We start from the raw sequence: 16831 nt of genomic DNA, 5'->3' as shown, positions 1-16831 counted from the left end.
GCGTTCCGGTGCGTTTCAGTCGCCCTCGTCCTCGAGGATCCCGGAGCGGGCGATGAGGAAGCCGAGTTGGGCGCGGCTGCCGCTGCCGAGGGTGCTGGCGAGCTTCGCGATGTGCGCGCGGCAGGTCCGTACGTTCATGCCCAGCCGGCGGGCGATGGCCTCGTCGACGTGGCCCTCGATGAGGAGCTGTGCGATGGTGCGCTGCACGCCCGAGATGCCCCCGCGGGTGTGCTGGTACGTTACTTCCTCCTGGAGGGGCACGGCGCGGTGCCACAGCTGCTCGAAGACCTTGATGAGGTAGTCGACCAGCCCGGGGTGGCGCAGCTCCAGGGCGACCTGGCGGTCGTCGCTGGCCGGGATGAAGGCGACGGTCCGGTCGAAGATGATGAGGCGCTCGAAGAGCTCCTCCAGCGTGCGCACCTCGACCTTGCCGGCCTTGAGGAGGTCGACGTACGCGAGCGTGCCGCGGCTGTGCCGGACGGTGTGCTGGTAGAGGGTCCGGATCCGGACACCGCGGTCGGTCAGCGGCTGGTCGCGCTCAAGGGCCTCCGTGAGCTCGAGGCTGGGGCGGGCGCCGCCGGGCTGGATGGTCAGCATCTCGGTGTGGCATTCGGCGGTGGCGAGGTTGAGGGCCGCGTTGATGGGGTCGAAGCCTTCGAGCACGGTGATGGCATGGGTGCTTGCCGGATTCTGCGCACTGATGGCGAGAAACGGCTCGAAAGCCTCGGACAGTTCGAGAGAATCCCGGCGTCTGTCGCGGATCTCCCGTTCGATCGGATGCAGCCGCTGTGCGAGTGCCACCGCCGGTGGAACCGGACGGAGCGAATTGGCGTCATCAGGATCTGGCTGCAACAGCGCCAGATCGAGCAGGCAGGGTGCCGTTTTGACATCCCCACGTGCGATACGTCCGGTCCTCAGCGCGCTCGTGTAGAGCCGTGCCCCCTCGCTGCACAGCTCCGTGACCGAGTGGGGATGTGTCGCTTTTGTTCTGTTTATGGTCAAATCTCCACCCCCCAGGGTCCTGAACATGCAAGAACATGATGCATCGTCCCTGTGGCAGTGATGTGCCTGAATGAGCCATCGTCTGACAGGCGGGGGAGAGGATTTCATCAAGTGAGGACGAAGCCGACCATGAACAAGAGAATGCTTCGCTCGGCGCTTGCCACCGTCATCTTCTCGGCTGTGGCCGGTCTGGGACTTGCCGGGGTCACCCTGGGGGGCGCCGAAGGGGGTGCCGCAGGCTTCCGGGCGGCGCCGCTCGAGGACAGCGGATGGCGCGCGGCACCTATGGACAGCGGATGGCGCTCGGCCCCCGTCGACGCCGAAGCCGGCACCCTTGTTGTGGAGACCGCGGCATGACCCCCGACGACCGCGGATTCCGTCGCGAAATGGCCTCTGCCTACCGCTCCGGCTGGCAGTTCATCGACCTCGCCACGGCCATCCCCCACCCTGGCGACTCGTTGATGGTCACCCTGTTCGGACAGCCCATCGTCATCACGCGCGAGGAGGACGAGGACGTCCGGGCGTACCGGTGCCTGCGCCGCCCCCGCGGCGCGCCGCAGCCCGTCCGCTGCGAGGTGCGCTACGGAATGGTCTTCGTCAACCTTGATCAGCGCGACCACCAGCTCTTCGAACCCGATATCACCACCGCCACCCCCCGCAGTGCCTGAAGCGATTCCCCCGTCGTTGCAGATCGCTCCAGGTGCTTCCCCCACACAACGGCGCCATCGTGGACCTGACCACGATGGCGCCGTTGTGATGTCCGCGTCCAGTGCTTGAACCGGACAAGGTGAAAGCTGAACTTCTCCGCGAAGGGTTCAGGCGCGGCCCATCGCCCGGTCGAGGGTGATCTCCATGACGACCCGGTCCGGGTTGGGCGAGGGCGTGCGCCCGTAGCGCTCCGCGTAGCGCGCCACCGCCTCCGCGACCGAGGCCTCGTCCGTACGGATCACCGCGTGCCCCTCCAGGGTCGCCCAGCGGCGTCCCGCCATCTGGCACACCGCCACCCGGGCCGGGCCGTGCTCCGTCGCCTGGGCCGCCAGCACGTTGCGGATCTTCTTGCTGTTCTTGTTGCTGATCACCCGGGCCAGGCCGGCCTCCGGGTCGTACGTGACGCCCACCGGCACCACGTGCGGGGTCCCGTCGGGGCGCGGGGTGGTCAGCGTGCAGACGTGCCGCTCCCGCCAGAAGGCGAGGTACTCGGGCGTCGGGTTGAGTACGTCAAGAGCCATGGCCCGAGGGTACGTGAGAGCACGAATTCGCCCTTGAGTGGAATAGACTCAACTTTGCGTACGCTGCCATACTCAAAGTGCAGACTCGAAGCACGAGACCCGAAGTCTTCCTGAGACCTGTCTGACCTGTCCGAGAGGAGAAGTCGCACGTGGATGCCGAGCTGACCAACAGGAGCCGGGACGCGCTGAACGCGGCCACCAGCCGGGCCGTGAAGGACGGCCACGCGGATCTGACCCCGGCGCACCTGCTGCTGGCCCTCCTCGCCGGCGAGGACAACGAGAACATCATCGACCTCCTCGCGGCGACCGAGGCCGACCAGGCGGCGGTCCGGAACGGCGCCGAGCGGCTGCTGGCGGCCCTGCCCAGCGTCACGGGCTCCACGGTCGCACCCCCGCAGCCCACCCGGGAGCTGCTCGCCGTACTCGCCGAGGCCGACCAGCAGGCCGGGAAGCTCGGCGACGAGTACCTCTCCACCGAACACCTCCTCATCGCGATCGCCGCCAAGGGCGGCGCGGCCGGTGAGGTCCTTTCCACCCAGGGCGCGACGGCGAAGAAGCTGCTGGACGCCTTCGAGAACGCACGAGGAGGACGGCGGGTGACCACCCCCGATCCCGAGGGCCAGTACAAGGCCCTCGAGAAGTTCGGCACGGACTTCACGGCGGCCGCGCGTGAGGGCAAGCTCGATCCGGTCATCGGCCGCGACCAGGAGATCCGGCGCGTCGTCCAGGTCCTGTCGCGCCGTACGAAGAACAACCCGGTGCTCATCGGCGAGCCCGGCGTCGGCAAGACGGCCGTCGTCGAGGGCCTCGCGCAGCGCATCGTGAAGGGCGACGTCCCCGAGTCCCTGAAGAACAAGCGGCTGGTCTCGCTCGACCTCGGCGCGATGGTCGCGGGAGCCAAGTACCGCGGCGAGTTCGAGGAGCGGCTGAAGACGGTCCTCGCCGAGATCAAGTCCAGCGACGGCCAGATCATCACCTTCATCGACGAGCTGCACACCGTCGTCGGCGCGGGCGCCGGCGGGGACTCGGCCATGGACGCGGGCAACATGCTCAAGCCCATGCTGGCCCGCGGCGAGCTGCGGATGGTCGGCGCGACCACGCTCGACGAGTACCGCGAGCGCATCGAGAAGGACCCGGCGCTGGAGCGGCGCTTCCAGCAGGTGCTGGTCGCCGAGCCGTCCGTCGAGGACACCATCGCGATCCTGCGCGGCCTCAAGGGCCGCTACGAGGCCCACCACAAGGTCGTCATCAACGACAGCGCGCTGGTGGCCGCCGCGACCCTCTCCGACCGGTACATCACCTCCCGCTTCCTCCCCGACAAGGCGATCGACCTGGTCGACGAGGCCGCGTCCCGGCTGCGCATGGAGATCGACTCCTCGCCGCTGGAGATCGACGAGCTGCAGCGCTCGGTCGACCGCCTGCGGATGGAGGAGCTGGCGCTGAAGAACGAGTCCGACCCGGCCTCGATCGAGCGCCTGGAGAAGATCCGCAAGGACCTGGCGGACCGGGAGGAGGACCTGCGGGGCCTGACCGCCCGCTGGGAGAAGGAGAAGCAGTCCCTCAACCGCGTCGGCGAGCTCAAGGAGCGCCTGGACGACCTGCGCGGCCAGGCCGAGCGCGCACAGCGCGACGGCGACTTCGACACGGCCTCCAAGCTGCTCTACGGGGAGATCCCGACGCTGGAGCGCGAGCTGGCGGAGGCCACCGAGGAGGAGGAAGAGGCCTCCAAGACCGGAACGTCCAAGGGCACCATGGTCAAGGACGAGGTCGGCCCCGACGACATCGCGGACGTGGTGGGCGCATGGACCGGCATCCCCGCCGGCCGTCTCCTCGAGGGCGAGACCCAGAAGCTGCTGCGCATGGAGGACGAGCTGGGCCGCCGCCTGATCGGCCAGGGCGAGGCCGTACGGGCCGTCTCGGACGCCGTACGCCGCACCCGGGCCGGGATCGCCGACCCGGACCGCCCGACCGGCTCGTTCCTCTTCCTGGGCCCGACGGGCGTGGGCAAGACGGAGCTGGCCAAGGCCCTCGCGGACTTCCTCTTCGACGACGAGCGGGCCATGGTCCGCATCGACATGTCCGAGTACTCCGAGAAGCACAGCGTGGCCCGCCTGGTCGGCGCCCCGCCCGGATACGTCGGCTACGAGGAGGGCGGCCAGCTCACCGAGGCCGTACGCCGCCGCCCGTACTCCGTGGTGCTCCTGGACGAGGTCGAGAAGGCCCACCCCGAGGTCTTCGACATCCTGCTCCAGGTCCTGGACGACGGGCGCCTCACGGACGGCCAGGGCCGCACCGTGGACTTCCGCAACACGATCCTGATCCTGACCTCGAACCTGGGCAGCCAGTTCCTGATGGACCAGGTGAGCTCTGCGCAGGAGAAGAAGGCCAAGGTCCTCGAGGTGGTCCGCGCCTCCTTCAAGCCGGAGTTCCTCAACCGCCTCGACGACCTGGTGGTCTTCTCGGCACTGACCGAGGACGAGCTGGCCCACATCGCCGAGCTCCAGATCGGCCGTCTGGCCAAGCGCCTGGCCGACCGCCGCCTGACCCTGGACGTCACCCCCGACGCCCTGGCCTGGCTGGCGGACAAGGGCAACGACCCGGCGTACGGCGCCCGCCCGCTGCGCCGCCTGATCCAGACGGCCATCGGCGACCGCCTGGCCAAGGAGATCCTGGCGGGCGAGGTCCGCGACGGCGACACCGTACGGGTCGACGTGGCGGGCGAGGACCTCATCGTCGGCAAGGCGCTCTGAGGCCCTCCGAGGCGCCCCGGCCGCGGCAGTGTGCGCTCGCACCGCTGGTCGCGGGCGTCCCCGGGCAGGCTCCCGCGGGCGCCGATGTGCCGTTGCGTCCTGCCCTACGTCCCCCTCCTGGCCTTATTGGCGGCTTACTCCTGTCCGCCCTGCGCGGATCGTAGGTGCGGGGGTGGACAGGGGGTGGGAGCAATGGGGGAGGATGACATCATCCGCACGAAGGGAAATCACGGTGAGCATCGACCCGGCCTCGATTCCGAACTTCGGAGGGCAGCAGCCCGATCCGCAGGCCACAGGACCGGCGGGCCCCGTCGTCCCCGACCAGGATCTGGTCAAGCAGCTGCTGGAGCAGATGGAGCTCAAGTACGTCGTCGACGACGAGGGTGACCTCGCGGCGCCGTGGGAGGAGTTCCGTACGTACTTCATGTTCCGCGGCGAGGACGAGCAGCAGGTCTTCTCGGTGCGGACCTTCTACGACCGTCCGCACGCGATCGAGGACAAGCCCCAGCTCCTCGAGTCGATCGACGACTGGAACCGCCGCACCCTGTGGCCGAAGGTCTACAGCCACACGCACGACGACGGCTCCGTGCGCCTGATCGGCGAGGCGCAGATGCTGATCGGCACCGGCGTCAGCCTGGAGCACTTCGTTTCCTCCACGGTCAGCTGGGTCCGGGCCTCCATCGAGTTCGACAAGTGGCTCGTGGAGCAGCTCGGACTGGAGAAGGAGATCGACTCCACCGACGGTGACGACAAGGACGGGGACGACGCCTAGTCGTCGCGACCGTCACAGCGGCACACGGGCGATGAGCAGCAGGTACAGCCCGTAGCCGTACGAGAGCCCGGCCAGCCCCGCGGTCACCACGACCGCGGAGCGCGGCCGGGCTCGCGCCATTGCGGCGGCGACCGGCAGGAGCAGCGGGAACGCCGGCAGCAGGAAGCGCGGCTTCGACTCGAAGTAGCCGGCCCCGCCGTAGGTGATCAGCAGCAGTACGGCGGTGTACACGAGCAGGGCCGCCGGCATCCGGTCGAGCAGCAGGAGCACGGCCAGGAGCCCGGCCGCGGCCAGCACGGCCACGGTCACGACGGTGGCGAGCTGTACGTGCCCGCCGGTCAGCACCCGCCAGACGGTGCCCGTCGTGTACGAGCCGAAGTCGAAGCGGGAGCCCCAGCGCTGCTGCACGGTGAAGTACCCGGCCGGGTCCCCCGTGCGTATCCCGACGGCGGCTACGTACGCCGCCCAGCCCGCCGGGGCCAGCAGCGCGGCCGCCCACGCCTGGGGCGCGCGGGATCTGCGGACGAGCAGCGCGTGCAGGGCCATGGCGGACACGGCGGCGCCGACGGCGATCCCGGTCGGGCGGGTCAGCCCGGCGAGCACGGCGAGGCCCGTGGCCCACGGCCAGCGCTCGCGCAGTACGGCGTACAGGGCCCAGGCGGCCAGCGCGGCCAGCAGCGGCTCGGTGTAGGCGAGGGTCAGCACCACCGCGTGCGGGGTCGCCGCCCACAGCGCCACCAGCAGCACCCCGACGCGCGGGCCGAGCAACAGCTCCCCGACCCGGTACACCCCGAGGGCGGCCACCGCCGCGGCGGTCCAGGCCACGAGCAGCCCGGCCCAGGGGGTGGCCCCGGCCAGCCCCACGAGCAGCGGGTACAGCGGGAAGAAGGCGTAGTCGCTCTGCACCAGCCCGGACTCGGCCCACATCTGGGTGCGGCCGTAGCCGTGCACGGCGATGCCGAGGTACCAGACGGAGTCCCAGGAGTGCCCGAGCACGCGGACGGGGCTCCGCCCGGCCCACCAGGCCCCGACGGTGAGCACCAGCGCCCCTGAGGCCCGGACGGCGGCGAACACCCCGAGCGCGACGAGGGCGGCGGGCACCCTGCCGGTCCGGAGCTCCTGCGGCCGCACGGGAACCGACGCACTGCCCGTCGCCGTCATGAACCCCGTCTTTCCCGCGCTGCCTGCGTTCGCCCATCCCGACGAGGAGAGCCTCGGGCACCCTAAAGCTCACCACCTCCCCGAGGGCGTGAATGCCCCCGGAATCTCCGGTGAAATCGGCCCGCCCCCGAGGCGTCCCCCCGATGGCCCGGCCTCAGAGCCGGCGCAGGCGCTCCGCGGCCTCTTCGAGGACCTCGGTCTTCTTGCAGAAGGCCCAGCGGACCTGGGTCGCTCCTGCGGACCGGTGGTCGTAGAAGACCTGGTTCGGGATGGCGACGACACCGCAGCGTTCCGGGAGGGCGCGGCAGAAGGCGAGGCCGTCCTTCTCGCCGAGCGGGGTGATGTCCGTGGTGATGAAGTACGTGCCGCGGGGGCGGTAGACCTCGAAGCCGGCCGCCGTGAGGCCGTCGGCGAGGATGTCGCGCTTGGCGGCCAGGTCGGCTCGGAAGCCCTCGTAGTAGCCGTCGGGGAGGTCCAGGGCCTCCGCGATGGCGTACTGGAACGGTCCCGAGGAGACGTACGTCAGGAACTGCTTCGCCGAGCGGACCGCGGAGACGAGCTCCGGCGGGGCGGTGATCCAGCCGACCTTCCAGCCCGTGAACGAGAACGTCTTGCCGGCCGAGCTGATGGTGACCGTGCGCTCGCGCATGCCGGGCAGCGAGGCCAGTGGGACGTGGGCGCCCTCGAAGACCAGGTGTTCGTAGACCTCGTCCGTGACGACGAGGAGGTTCCGCTCCACCGCCAGTTCCGCGATCGCCGCGAGCTCGGCCGGGGTCAGGACCGTGCCCGTCGGGTTGTGCGGGGTGTTGAGCAGGAGCAGCCGGGTGCGCGGGGTGACCGCGGCGCGCAGTTCGTCGAGGTCGAGCGCGAAGGCTCCGGCGTCCGGGCGCAGGGTGACCGGCACGCGGGTGGCGCCGGCCATCGCGATGCAGGCCGCGTACGAGTCGTAGTACGGCTCCAGCGCGATGACCTCGTCGCCGGGTTCGAGCAGGGCGAGCAGCGAGGCGGCGATGGCCTCCGTCGCGCCGGCGGTGACCAGGACCTCCGTGTCCGGGTCGGGGGCCAGGCCGTAGAACCGCTGCTGGTGCCGGGCGATCGCGGTGCGCAGCTCCGGGATGCCGGGGCCGGGCGGGTACTGGTTGCCCAGGCCCGAGAGCACGGCGCGGGAGGCGGCCTCGGCGATCTCGGCGGGGCCGTCCGTGTCGGGGAAGCCCTGGCCCAGGTTGATCGACCCGGTGCGGGCGGCCAGGGCCGACATCTCCGCGAAGATCGTCGTACCGAAGGAGGCCAGGCGGCGGTTCAGGAGGGGGCGGCTGCCGCCCACGGGTGCGCTCATGGGCGCCATCCTGCGGGGAACCTCTGGACTTGCTCAAGTGTGCTTTGGCCCGGGTGGCGTGCGGGCATCCCCCCTTCACACCCCGGGGGACCGGGGCGGGAACGTGAACGGGGGTTGGGTGTCATGTCTGTCTTCGGCTTGGTGTTGGTGGCGCTGGTCGTCCTGGGTTTCGTGCTCCTGGTGCGCAAGGTGGCCCGCGCCTGGACCGGCGCCGATTCCGGCTCGGGCTCCCGCTCTTCGTGGTGGGCGAACGGTGGCGGGGGTTCCAGCTCGTGCGGGGGCGGCTCGTCCTGCGGTTCCTCCTCGTCGTGCGGTGGGGGCTCGTCCTCCTGCGGCGGCGGCGGAGGATGCGGTTCCAGCTGACACGGGGCAGCTGGCGCCGCGTGCGTCGGGGCGCCCGACGGCGCTAACTGCCGTCGGGCGCCCTCATGTTCGGTGCTCCCGGTCCGCTGCGGTGCGACGCGCGGGACGCCCGAGGTTGAACACGTGAACTGTGTAGCCCCCGGGGGGATGTAAACCCAATCAAGTTGGGTAAAAACGCTGTGAGTGCCGTGCCTTTCATGATTCCCTCGGTTGAGTAGACCAGTCCTCGGACCTCCCTGGACTTCCTGTGGACCCGTGCCGGTGTCCCCCCACCCGTTGACTACCGCTGGCGGGCCCCGGCCCATCTCCCTCGCGCGTTTGCGGAGCCGACTCATGCTCACGACCCTCCAGACCACCTATACCGACACGCGTGCCGCCGATCTCGCCTGGGCCCTGGGTCGGGACCGGCTGCCCGCCCTGGCCGTACTGAACCTCGAACTGGCGGGTGCGAAGGTGGAGTTGCGCCTGCTCGGCGCCTCGCACCAAGTGCTCCTGGAGGAGGGCCGGGTGCTCTGCTCGGAGACGGTCGCCTGCATGCCCGGCAGCAGTACGCCGCTGCCGCTCGGCGTGGCCAAGAGGATGGGGGGCTGGGAGTACGAGTTCGCCGCGCGGGTCGAGACCCTGTCGCAGGGCTCCTTCGCGGGACGTGCGCAGGAGCTGCTGGCGCTGGTCGCGGATCACCCGAACGGATTGGCCGGAACCTTTCCCGGCAGCCCGCACGCCTTCACCGCCATGCTCGCGCAGCGCCACGAGGGGCAGGTGCGCTGGCGCACCTGGCACGCGTACCCGCAGGAAGGCCAGTTGGTGGCCACTCGTACGAGGGTCGGTGTGCGCGTGGGCGCATCCGCGGGCGCCCTGGAGCCCGCCGCAGGGTAGTGCGGGACTGGGCTGGGCGTTCCGGGGCGCGGGCGCCGCACGCGTGCCCACGCGGTTACGCCAACCGGCTGGAACAGTAGGTCACTTGCACCCATGTGGGTGACTGGATGCGAGTGGGCGGTGACGTACCGTTCGCTTCATGATCGACCGTTCCGTCCCGCGCCGGGTGCTCCCGGCTCCGGAGCCGGGGGGCGTGGCGAGCCTCCCGGCCGCCCTGCCCGTACGGCCCCGGACCGGCCGACTCCTCGTCCTGGCCACCGTGTTCGTCTGCGCCGCCTGCGGGCTCGTGTACGAGCTGGAGCTGCTCGCCCTCGGCTCCTACCTCATCGGCGATTCCGTCACCCAGGCGTCCGTCGTGCTGTCCGTCATGGTCTTCGCGATGGGGGTCGGCTCCCTGCTGGCCAAACGGCTGCGCAGGCGGCCCGCGTTCGGATTCGCCGTCATCGAGGCGGGCCTCGCCCTGCTCGGCGGGCTCTCGGCGATAGCGCTGTACGCGAGCTTCGCGTGGCTGGGCGAGTCCCGGCCCGCCCTCGTCGCGTTCTCGTTCACGATCGGCGTGCTCATCGGCGCCGAGATCCCGCTGCTGATGGTCCTCATCCAGCGGATCCGCCGGCAGGACGCGGGCGGCGCCGTCGCCGACCTGTTCGCCGCCGACTACGTGGGCGCCCTGGTCGGCGGGCTGGCCTTCCCGTTCCTGCTGCTGCCGGTGCTCGGCCAGCTCACCGGCGCCATGCTGACCGGCACCGTCAACGCGGTCGTCGGCGCGGGCCTGGTCCTGTGGCTGTTCCGCCGCGACCTGAGCCGGCGCTCCCGCTGGCTGCTCATCACCGCGAACGTCACCGTGCTGGCCGTCCTCGCCTGCGCGACCGTCCTCGCCGACGACTTCGAACGGGTCGCCCGGCGCGCCGTCTACGGCGGCGAGGTCCGGGTCGCACGGCAGACCGGCGTCCAGGAGCTGGTGCTGACCGGCCCCGCCACCGGCTCCCCGCGCTCCCTCGACCTGTTCCTCGACGGCCGGCTGCGGGTCAGCGGCTACGACGAGTACCGCTACCACGAGGCCCTCGTGCACCCCGCGATGACCGGCCCGCACACCCGGGTCCTGGTCCTCGGCGGCGGCGACGGGCTCGCCGCGCGCGAGGTGCTGCGCTACCGCGACGTCGCCTCCGTCACCGTCGTCGAGCTCGACCCCGGCGTGGTCCGGCTCGCCCGCACCGACCCGATGCTGTCCGCGCTCAACGGCCGGGTGTACGAGGACCCGCGCCTCGGGGTCGTCACGCAGGACGCGTTCCGCTGGCTGCGGGGGCGGGCCGCGCGGGACCGGTACGACGTCATCGTCTCCGACCTCCCCGACCCGGGCATCACCCCCAGCACGAAGCTGTACTCGCAGGAGTTCTACGGGCTCGCGGCCCGGGCCCTGCGCCCCGGCGGGCGGCTCGCCGTGCACGCCGGACCGCTGGCCACGCGCCCGCGTACGTACTGGACGGTCGAGGCCACCCTGCGCGCGGCCGGCCTGCGCACCGCTCCCTACAGCGCCGGTGGCCGGCTCTCCGGCTTCGCCGCCGGCCCCGACCGTAGCCTCGGCACGGCCGACGCGCTGCCGCAGGACTGGGGCTTCGTACTGGCCGGCCGGGAACAGGTCCCCGAGCTGCGCGTCGACCGCGACACGCCGGGGCTGCGCTCGCTGTCCACGCAGTCACTTCGGGACGCCGCGCGCGACGCGGAGCGCACCAGGGTGGCGGGCCTGCCGCCCTCGACGCTCCCGCACCCGCGGTATTCGTAAGCGCCGGACCGGGTGCGGGAGGGTCTCTCGTCGGTAGGCTCGACCACATGGAGCATCAGGTGTTCGTTCCGGTACCGGTAGACGACCTCCGCGCCGTGCTGCGCGACCCCGCCCTGGTGGCCCGCTGCGTACCCGGGCTCCAGCAGGACGCGGACGCCGCGTCCGGGCCCGTGTCGGGCCGCCTCAAAGTGCGGGTCGGCGGGAACACCGTCACCTACCGCGGGGCCCTGTCCGTCACCGAACGGGATCCGTACGTCTTCACCGTGGCCGGTGAGGGCACGGAGATCCGCGGCAGCGGGGCCGTCAAGCTGTCCCTGGCGCTGCTGCTGACCCCGGTGGACGACGGGACACGGCTGGGGTTCACCGCCGAGGCCGCCGCCGACGGGCGGGCCGCCGCCTTCGCACCGGAGGCCACCGCCACCGCCGTCCAGCGGCTCCTGGACCGGGCCGCCGAGCAGCTCGCGGCGCTGGCTGCCGAAACGGCGGAGCCGGTGACCGACGTGATCGCCGAGGCTGAGGAGGCGGAGGGCGACGCACCCGGCGCGGAGGACGGGGACGACGGCGGCGTCACGGAGGTCACGGCCTCCGTCTTCGACACCGAGGTGCCGCCCCCTTCCCTGGGCCCCTTCATGGACGGCGACTTCGAGGGCCTCCCGGACTTCGGCCAGATCGGCGAGGGCGGCCAGATCGGGCAGAGCGGGGAGATCGACGGGTTCGGCGCAGCCGCGCAGCCCCCCGCCGAGGCCGCCCACGCCCGCCGCACCATGATCGGCCGCAGCGCCGAGGAAGTGGACCACGCGCCCCCGCGCGGCCGCTACGCCCCGGTTCCCGCACCCGCGAACTCCAGTGCCGGTGCGAACCTGCGCTGGATCGCCCCGGCGGCCGCCCTGGCGCTGGCCTCGGCGGTCGTGGTCGGCCGAGCCCTGCGCCGCCGCCGCTGATCTAGAGTCGGCTGCATGAGTACGCAACTGAGCGCAGGCGGCGTCGAGGTGACCGTCGACCAGGAGAACGGCTGCCGGATCAGCAGCCTGCGCATCGACGGCACGGAGCTGCTGCGCCAGGGTGCCCATTACGGATGCTTCCCGATGGTCCCGTGGTGCGGGCGCACCGCGAACGGACGGTTCCAGGACGGGGCCGTGGTCCACCAGCTGCCGCTCAACCATCCGCCGCACGCCCTCCACGGCTTCGCCCGCGACGCGCCCTGGCGCGCCGCCCGGGTGGCCGCCACCGAGGCGGCGTTCACGTACGACCTCGTCGAGCCCTGGCCGTACCCGGGCCGGGTCACGCAGATCGTCGAGCTGGGCCCCGACTCGCTGACCCTCACCCTGGGCGTGGAGACGTACCAGGACTCCTTCCCGGCCCAGGCGGGCTGGCACCCCTGGTTCCAGCGCAACCTCGGCGCCGGCGGCGAGGACGTACGCCTCGACTTCGCCCCCGCCTGGCAGGAGGAGCGCGGCCCCGACCACCTGCCCACCGGCAAGCGCATCGACCCCCTGCCCGGCCCCTGGGACGACTGCTTCGGCATGCCGGAAGGCGTCGAGGTCACCCTGACCTGGCCCGGCGCGCTCGAACTGAAGATCAGCAGCCGGGCGGAATGGGTGGTCGTGTACGACGAGCAGCCCGAGGCCGTCTGCGTGGAGCCGCAGTCCGGGCCGCCGAACGGGCTGAACACCCTGCCGCGCCTGGTCAGCCCCGTGGACCCGCTGGAGATCTCCACGACGTGGACCTGGCGGCGGCTGTCCTAGCCCGGGCCGCGGCGCAACTAAGCTCGGGGCCATGAGTGACGTCAACGAAGTAATGCCGTCAGGCACACGCGATGCGCTTCTGCAGCAGATCAAGGACAAGGCCGTCGTGCACGGCAAGGTGACCCTCTCCTCCGGCAAGGAGGCCGACTACTACATCGACCTCCGCCGGATCACCCTGGACGGCGAGGCCGCCCCGATGGTCGGCCAGGTCATGCTCGACCTCACCGCCGACCTGGACTTCGACTGCGTCGGCGGTCTGACCCTGGGCGCCGACCCGGTGGCGACCTCGATGCTCCACGCGTCCGCCGCGCGCGGGGGACGCCTCGATGCCTTCGTCGTCCGCAAGGCGCAGAAGGCCCACGGCATGCAGCGCCGTATCGAGGGCACCGACGTGAAGGGCAAGCGCTGCCTGGTCGTCGAGGACACCTCGACCACCGGTGGGTCCCCGCTGACCGCCGTCGAGGCCGTCCGCGAGGCCGGCGGCGAGGTCGTCGCCGTCGCCACGATCGTGGACCGCGGAGCCGCGGACGCCATCGCCGAGGCGGGTCTGCCGTACCTCACCGGGTACCAGCTCGCCGACCTCGACCTGGCCTGATCCCGTCCGATCGCGCCCGATCTCGCATTCTGGCCTCCCGGAGAACTGGTGACTTAGGTCCCCGGGGCTCCGGGCACAGGTCCTGACCTGCTCTTTCCCGGCCGGACCGAATGTTTCACGTGAAACGGTCCAGCCTGCACGGGTGGAGTGTCGCGCAGAGTCTGGAAGGATGAGCCCGACGGTTACGTCGCCCCCAGGTCAGGGCCAGCAATCGCACACTCCCCGCACATCCAAGGAGCGGACAGATGCCCATCGCAACCCCCGAGGTCTACAACGAGATGCTCGACCGGGCGAAGGCAGGCAAGTTTGCCTACCCGGCGATCAACGTGACCTCGACCCAGACCCTGCACGCTGCACTGCGCGGCTTCGCGGAGGCCGAGAGCGACGGCATCATCCAGATCTCCACCGGTGGTGCGGAGTTCCTGGGTGGCCAGTACAAGAAGGACATGGTCACGGGCGCGGTCGCCCTGGCCGAGTTCGCGCACATCGTGGCGGCGAAGTACGACGTCACCGTCGCGCTGCACACCGACCACTGCCCCAAGGACAAGCTGGACGGTTACGTCCGCCCGCTGCTCGAGGTCTCCGCCGAGCGCGTGGCCAAGGGCCTGAACCCGCTCTTCCAGTCGCACATGTGGGACGGCTCCGCCGAGACCCTGGCCGACAACCTGGCCATCGGCCAGGAGCTGCTCGCCAAGGCCGCCGCCGCGAAGATCATCCTCGAGGTCGAGATCACCCCGACCGGCGGCGAGGAGGACGGCGTCACCCACGAGATCAACGACGAGCTGTACACCACCGTCGAGGACGCGATCCGCACCGCCGAGGCCCTGGGCCTGGGCGAGAAGGGCCGCTACCTGCTGGCCGCCTCCTTCGGCAACGTGCACGGCGTCTACAAGCCGGGCAACGTCGTCCTGCGTCCCGAGCTGCTGAAGGACCTGCAGCAGGGTGTCGGCGAGAAGTACGGCAAGACCAGCCCGTTCGACTTCGTCTTCCACGGCGGCTCCGGCTCCTCCGAGCAGGAGATCGCCACCGCGCTGGAGAACGGCGTCGTGAAGATGAACCTCGACACCGACACCCAGTACGCCTTCACCCGCCCGGTCGCGGACCACATGTTCCGCAACTACGACGGTGTCCTGAAGGTCGACGGCGAGGTCGGCAAGAAGTCCACCTACGACCCGCGCACCTGGGGCAAGCTCGCCGAGGCGAGCATGGCCAAGCGCGTCACCGAGGCGTGCGCGAACCTGCGCTCGACGGGCACGAAGCTGAAGTAGCACCCGCTCCGCCCGCTCCACCTGCTGTGCCTAAGGGCCCGGCCCACCGTCTTGCGAGCGTGGGCCGGGCCCTTCGTCAGCGGGTGGCCAGGGTCGGGTGCTGGGGGCGCGGGCGGCGGACCAGGCTGTGCCGCGCGGGAACCGGGGGAGCCACCGGCTCCAGGCAGCGGGCCGCGTGGGCCACCGAGGCGAGGGTCACGTGCCGGTGCCAGCCCGGCAGGGAGCGGCCGGAGAAGTCCCGGAGCCCGATCTCCTGCACGCTGAGGCCGGCCGCCGCCGACACCCGGTGCGCCGTCTTCGTCATCCGCACCAGCGCCCCCGGATCCGTGCGCACCATGTCCGTGACCCACAGCTGCGTCGGCAGCCGCCGGGCCGACTCCCACTCGCCGAACAGCAGCACCTCGCGCCGCCGCCCCGGAGCCGGATCCGGCACCATCACCCGGACCGCCGCGACCAGCGAGGTCCGCCGCGCCCCCGGTGCGTCCGGAGCCGCCCACTGCACCGGCATCCGCAGCCCCCTGACGTTCTGCAGGATGTCCCGCGCGGCGAGCGTGCCCGCTCCGAAGCCCGGCAGCCGCGGGTCCGTCACCAGCAGCCGCGCCTCGGGGCTGATCCGCCCCACCACCGGCACCCGCGCCTCCGCGAACCGGTTCAGGGTGGCCCGCGTCGCGATGTCCCGGATGTCCAGCACCACCGGCCGCGTCGCCAGGCCCGACTCCCGCAGGGTGTCGAGCACGCCCGTCACCGCGCACTCCTCGTAGCCCTCGTACGACTCGGTCTGCGCGGCCTCCGGCTCCTCGCCGAGGAACAGCCGCCAACCCACGGGCGTGACCACCCCCGGCGAGGTGAACCACATCCCGAACGCCTGCTGCCCGCGGAACATCTGCCCCCGGTGCGGGTCGAAGCGGTGCCCCGCCCCCACCGAGTGCTCCCCGCCCTTCGGGATCGCCATCGGCTGCGCGACCCACACGTCGAGCGGAGCGGCCTGCCCCAGGTACTGCGCCAGGGCCGCGCGGATCGGCTGCCAGTCCCAGGTCGACGCCGCGATGAAGTGGTGCAGGCTCTGCTCCGCCGCCGTGGCGCCGGCCCCCGCCCCCAGCTGCTGCGCGATGTTGCGGATCGACTTGCGGCCCTCCGCCCCGAGCAGCCCGCGTACGTACTGGCGTCCCCGCTCCCGCTGGTCCTTGCGCCGCAAGGACGTGAACACCGCCGCGCACAGCTCCTCGACGGCCTCGTCCGCGAGCTTCCGTCGTCCCGCCGGGACACCCTGGTACGTGCTGCTGCTCGCGCTGCTGATGGTGGTGTTCACGACTCCCCCTTCGTCGATGGCCCTCCTACCGTCCGCCCGCGGCCCCCTCGCCGGGGAGGTGCGCCGGGCACACGACTGGGCCGACTGGTGGTGGGGGGCCCACCACCCCTCACCCACGGGAGCCGCAGCGGTGGTTGGACCACCGTCCGTACGCGCCACCACCGCACCGCGGAGGGGCCCGATACCCCAGACTTGGACCATGTCCATTCACCAGAACCTGCTCGGGGGCCCCGCCCCCACCCACCTCCCCGACGAGCCGGGCCGCGAGGCCCTCGCCGCGGGCACGCCCGCCGTCGAGGTGGCCGCCGCGCACCCGACCTCGTCCCTCGCCTGGGCGACCCTCGCCGACGAGGCGTTCGCCGCCGGCCGCACCGTCGAGTCGTACGCGTACGCCCGTACGGGCTACCACCGCGGCCTCGACGCCTTGCGCCGCGCGGGCTGGAAGGGCCACGGCCCGGTGCCGTGGGAGCACGAGCCGAACCGCGGCTTCCTGCGCGCCCTGTACGCCCTGTCCCGGGCAGCCGAAGCGATCGGCGAGAAGGAGGAGTACGAGCGCTGCTCGACCTTCCTGCGCGACTCGTCCGAGACGGCGGCGGACGTCCTCGGCGCCTGAGCCGCGCGCAGACCTACGCGATCGGGGCCCCG

Annotated in this window: 16 protein-coding genes; 11 read left to right on the top strand and 5 right to left on the bottom strand. The window is 71.7% G+C overall.

What is annotated here, in order from left to right; all coding sequences use genetic code 11:
- Positions 1 to 15: 15 nt before the first annotated feature.
- On the bottom strand, positions 16 to 1029 hold the full coding sequence (locus tag AB5J51_RS19505; protein WP_078987796.1) for a helix-turn-helix transcriptional regulator: 1014 nt from the start codon (positions 1027 to 1029) through the stop codon (positions 16 to 18).
- A gap of 102 nt (positions 1030 to 1131) precedes the next feature.
- Here AB5J51_RS19505 and AB5J51_RS19500 point away from each other — a divergent pair, with 102 nt between their 5' ends.
- Both AB5J51_RS19500 and AB5J51_RS19495 read left to right on the top strand, forming a co-directional pair.
- Positions 1132 to 1359: a hypothetical protein gene (locus AB5J51_RS19500; protein ID WP_136224715.1), complete on the top strand. Its 228-nt coding sequence runs from the start codon at positions 1132 to 1134 to the stop codon at positions 1357 to 1359.
- Positions 1356 to 1670, top strand: a complete 315-nt coding sequence (locus AB5J51_RS19495) for a hypothetical protein (protein ID WP_030299141.1) — start codon at positions 1356 to 1358, stop codon at positions 1668 to 1670. The genes AB5J51_RS19500 and AB5J51_RS19495 overlap by 4 nt, the downstream gene beginning before the upstream one ends.
- A gap of 147 nt (positions 1671 to 1817) precedes the next feature.
- Here AB5J51_RS19495 and AB5J51_RS19490 read toward each other — a convergent pair whose 3' ends face one another.
- A complete protein-coding gene (locus AB5J51_RS19490) occupies positions 1818 to 2231 on the bottom strand; it encodes a pyridoxamine 5'-phosphate oxidase family protein (RefSeq protein WP_133897377.1) in 414 nt (137 codons plus the stop codon).
- A 149-nt stretch (positions 2232 to 2380) separates the two neighbouring features.
- On the opposite strand from AB5J51_RS19490, the gene clpB reads away from it, so the two are divergent.
- Together clpB and AB5J51_RS19480 are read left to right on the top strand one after the other, a co-directional pair.
- Positions 2381 to 4981 (top strand): ATP-dependent chaperone ClpB, encoded by a 2601-nt coding sequence (gene clpB, locus AB5J51_RS19485; RefSeq protein WP_369778167.1) that lies wholly within the window; start codon positions 2381 to 2383, stop codon positions 4979 to 4981.
- A gap of 232 nt (positions 4982 to 5213) precedes the next feature.
- Positions 5214 to 5753 carry a YbjN domain-containing protein gene (locus AB5J51_RS19480; RefSeq protein ID WP_030299148.1) on the top strand — a complete coding sequence of 180 codons (540 nt, stop codon included), beginning with the start codon at positions 5214 to 5216 and terminating at the stop codon, positions 5751 to 5753.
- A gap of 12 nt (positions 5754 to 5765) precedes the next feature.
- Here AB5J51_RS19480 and AB5J51_RS19475 read toward each other — a convergent pair whose 3' ends face one another.
- Together AB5J51_RS19475 and AB5J51_RS19470 are read right to left on the bottom strand one after the other, a co-directional pair.
- Entirely contained in the window at positions 5766 to 6914 is a 1149-nt protein-coding gene (locus AB5J51_RS19475; RefSeq protein ID WP_369778166.1) for a hypothetical protein, read from the bottom strand.
- A 154-nt stretch (positions 6915 to 7068) separates the two neighbouring features.
- Positions 7069 to 8259 (bottom strand): pyridoxal phosphate-dependent aminotransferase, encoded by a 1191-nt coding sequence (locus tag AB5J51_RS19470; RefSeq protein WP_369778165.1) that lies wholly within the window; start codon positions 8257 to 8259, stop codon positions 7069 to 7071.
- A 687-nt stretch (positions 8260 to 8946) separates the two neighbouring features.
- Between AB5J51_RS19470 and AB5J51_RS19465 the strand changes: the two genes are divergently transcribed.
- The 6 genes from AB5J51_RS19465 to fbaA all read left to right on the top strand — a co-directional run bounded on the left by AB5J51_RS19465 (position 8947) and on the right by fbaA (position 14877).
- The gene (locus AB5J51_RS19465) at positions 8947 to 9489 is read left to right on the top strand and encodes a DUF2617 family protein (protein WP_369778164.1); all 543 of its coding nucleotides are present in this window, start codon (positions 8947 to 8949) and stop codon (positions 9487 to 9489) included.
- A 139-nt stretch (positions 9490 to 9628) separates the two neighbouring features.
- Positions 9629 to 11269 (top strand): polyamine aminopropyltransferase, encoded by a 1641-nt coding sequence (locus AB5J51_RS19460; protein ID WP_078987792.1) that lies wholly within the window; start codon positions 9629 to 9631, stop codon positions 11267 to 11269.
- Between the two features lie 47 nt (positions 11270 to 11316).
- Positions 11317 to 12210, top strand: coding sequence for an SRPBCC domain-containing protein (locus AB5J51_RS19455; RefSeq protein WP_369778163.1), 894 nt, complete (start codon positions 11317 to 11319; stop codon positions 12208 to 12210).
- Positions 12211 to 12225: 15 nt separating this feature from the next.
- Positions 12226 to 13014, top strand: coding sequence for an aldose epimerase (locus AB5J51_RS19450; RefSeq protein WP_053789596.1), 789 nt, complete (start codon positions 12226 to 12228; stop codon positions 13012 to 13014).
- Positions 13015 to 13045: 31 nt separating this feature from the next.
- Positions 13046 to 13609: an orotate phosphoribosyltransferase gene (pyrE, locus tag AB5J51_RS19445; protein WP_234382703.1), complete on the top strand. Its 564-nt coding sequence runs from the start codon at positions 13046 to 13048 to the stop codon at positions 13607 to 13609.
- Between the two features lie 245 nt (positions 13610 to 13854).
- Positions 13855 to 14877, top strand: coding sequence for a class II fructose-bisphosphate aldolase (gene fbaA, locus AB5J51_RS19440; RefSeq protein ID WP_030299162.1), 1023 nt, complete (start codon positions 13855 to 13857; stop codon positions 14875 to 14877).
- 76 nt (positions 14878 to 14953) lie between these two features.
- Here fbaA and AB5J51_RS19435 read toward each other — a convergent pair whose 3' ends face one another.
- On the bottom strand, positions 14954 to 16186 hold the full coding sequence (locus AB5J51_RS19435) for a transposase (RefSeq protein WP_063785281.1): 1233 nt from the start codon (positions 16184 to 16186) through the stop codon (positions 14954 to 14956).
- Positions 16187 to 16385: 199 nt separating this feature from the next.
- Between AB5J51_RS19435 and AB5J51_RS19430 the strand changes: the two genes are divergently transcribed.
- Positions 16386 to 16799, top strand: a complete 414-nt coding sequence (locus AB5J51_RS19430; RefSeq protein ID WP_030299166.1) for a DUF3151 domain-containing protein — start codon at positions 16386 to 16388, stop codon at positions 16797 to 16799.
- Positions 16800 to 16831: the final 32 nt, after the last annotated feature.

Origin of the sequence: Streptomyces sp. R33 (genome assembly GCF_041200175.1) — a bacterium.
Lineage (GTDB): Bacteria > Actinomycetota > Actinomycetes > Streptomycetales > Streptomycetaceae > Streptomyces > Streptomyces katrae_B.
The sequence above is the reverse complement of the archived record's forward strand: the minus strand, read 5'-3'. Positions and strand labels throughout refer to the sequence as shown.